The sequence below is a fragment of the Spirochaetota bacterium genome (assembly GCA_026414805.1).
Classification (GTDB): Bacteria; Spirochaetota; UBA4802; order UBA4802; family UB4802; genus UBA4802.
On the sequence record JAOAIH010000127.1, the window covers coordinates 1 to 1802 of the forward strand.

The window sequence follows — 1802 nt, forward strand, 5'->3', positions numbered from 1 at the left end:
GCTTTAGCAAGCCTCTCCGTGAATGATGATCTTTCACATGCACTTTAAAATGTTCTGTCAGATGGTTAATCCTTTCGGTTAAAAGGGCTATCTGAACTTCTGTCGATCCGGTATCCTTTTCATGCAGCCGGTATTTGTTAATAATCTCGCTTTTTTCTACCATACGACTTTTTTACTCCTCCTTACAATCACTATATTCTACATTATTGTATTTATTGTAATCATTTATATTCACAGTGCTATTTGCAGTCAAAAACAGTCAAGAAATAAATTATAAAAAGGGGGTATACTATTATTTCATTGTACCAATTTTATTAAGCTCTTCAATAAAAACTTTTTTGCACCTGTACCCCTTTTCATCCTTAACAGCCAGTGCCACCAAATGTTGCGTGCTCTGCGGCACAACCCTGAATATGCTACCGCCAGTTTCATGTACAATATCATCACAGGTAAGTGGCTTACCATGCTTAATTTTAAGCAAAGCATCATGTGTTACTTCAATGATGCCAAAACTGGCAAGTGCCTCAAATGGGCTATATACACCTTTTCCCCCCTCACATATTGTGTGCGACAGCTCATCGCATTGTTCTACTGTGATAGCATCAGCAACGCTGAAATCTCCTATTGCAATTCTGCGCAGGGCTGTAACATGGGCGCCAGTGTGGAGTCGCACTCCTAAATCACGTGCCAGTGCCCTGATATATGTGCCTTTACTGCAGGTAACATCGAGTGTTACCTGTGAACGATCTGCATCAAAATCAATCACAGCAATTTCACGAATATGGACTGATCTTGGAGCTATCGCCACCGCCTCACCTTTTCGTACCCCTGTCTGATGCCCTCTTCCCATTAATTTTAATGGCTGAATATTCTGGGGGGACTTGAAGAATATGCCCTGTAAAATATGTATCGATGCATGACTTGATATCTTCCAACGTGCATTGAGGAGCACTTTGCACAATGACCTGCCCTTCACTGTCAAAAGTGTCAGTTGCCACACCTAACTGAATCGTGGCAATATATCGTTTGTCCATTCCCATAAAAAACGGTACTAGCTTTGTTGCCCATCCAATGCATACAATTAGTAGTCCAGATGCAAACTTATCCAAAGTACCCGCATGACCGCATTTTTTTACCTTTAATTTTTTTTTAATGCTCTGTATGCTTTCAAATGAAGTATATCCCGTAGGCTTGTCTACAAGCAACACACAATCATTTATATGTGGGGCATTCATATATTACGTTTCACTGCTTCCACTATTATTCTTTGAAGATTCCTTTTCTAGTTTTTCAAGCAGGTTCACCATATCCACACCTTTTTCAATGGATGTATCAAGATGGAACCTGATTTCAGGAATGGTACGTATACTCAATGCTTTGCCAACTCTGTACTGAATAAATCCACGAGCAGACTGCAAGCCGGCAAGTGTTCTCTTTTTATCATTTTCATCACCTAAAACCGAAACATATACATCTGCATAGGCATAATCTTTACTTAATTCAACATTTGTTACAGTCACAAAGCCAATGCGAGGGTCTTTGATTTCAGTAACTATCAAAGTGCCAACAAGTTTCTTTATCTGCGTCTCTAATTTTTGTTTTCTAAAACTCATACGTTAGGGTTATCCTCGTGAGGAGTCTTCTAATTTCTTCTTTATCTCAACAATTTGATACGATTCAAAATTATCCCCTTCTTTGATATCATTGAAATTTTCCAGGGTAAACCCACATTCCTGTCCTGCTTCTACTTCAGCAGCATCATTTTTAAACCGCTTTAATGAATTAAGCTTACCATCATACAC

5 protein-coding genes are annotated in these 1802 nt (G+C 39.1%); all 5 read right to left on the reverse strand.

Annotated features, from left to right (window positions below; translation table 11 throughout):
• A partial coding sequence (gene rpsO / locus N3F66_14790; GenBank protein MCX8125413.1) for a 30S ribosomal protein S15 occupies positions 1 to 163 on the reverse strand: 163 nt, incomplete at its 3' end.
• A 129-nt stretch (positions 164 to 292) separates the two neighbouring features.
• Positions 293 to 850, reverse strand: coding sequence for a hypothetical protein (locus tag N3F66_14795; GenBank protein ID MCX8125414.1), 558 nt, complete (start codon positions 848 to 850; stop codon positions 293 to 295).
• Entirely contained in the window at positions 813 to 1235 is a 423-nt protein-coding gene (gene truB / locus N3F66_14800) for a tRNA pseudouridine(55) synthase TruB (protein ID MCX8125415.1), read from the reverse strand. The genes N3F66_14795 and truB overlap by 38 nt, the downstream gene beginning before the upstream one ends.
• Positions 1236 to 1238: 3 nt before the next feature.
• Complete coding sequence (gene rbfA / locus N3F66_14805) at positions 1239 to 1613, reverse strand: 30S ribosome-binding factor RbfA (GenBank protein ID MCX8125416.1); 375 nt, start codon at positions 1611 to 1613, stop codon at positions 1239 to 1241.
• 9 nt (positions 1614 to 1622) lie between these two features.
• Positions 1623 to 1802 (reverse strand): hypothetical protein (locus N3F66_14810; GenBank protein MCX8125417.1); only part of this gene is annotated, 180 nt, incomplete at its 5' end.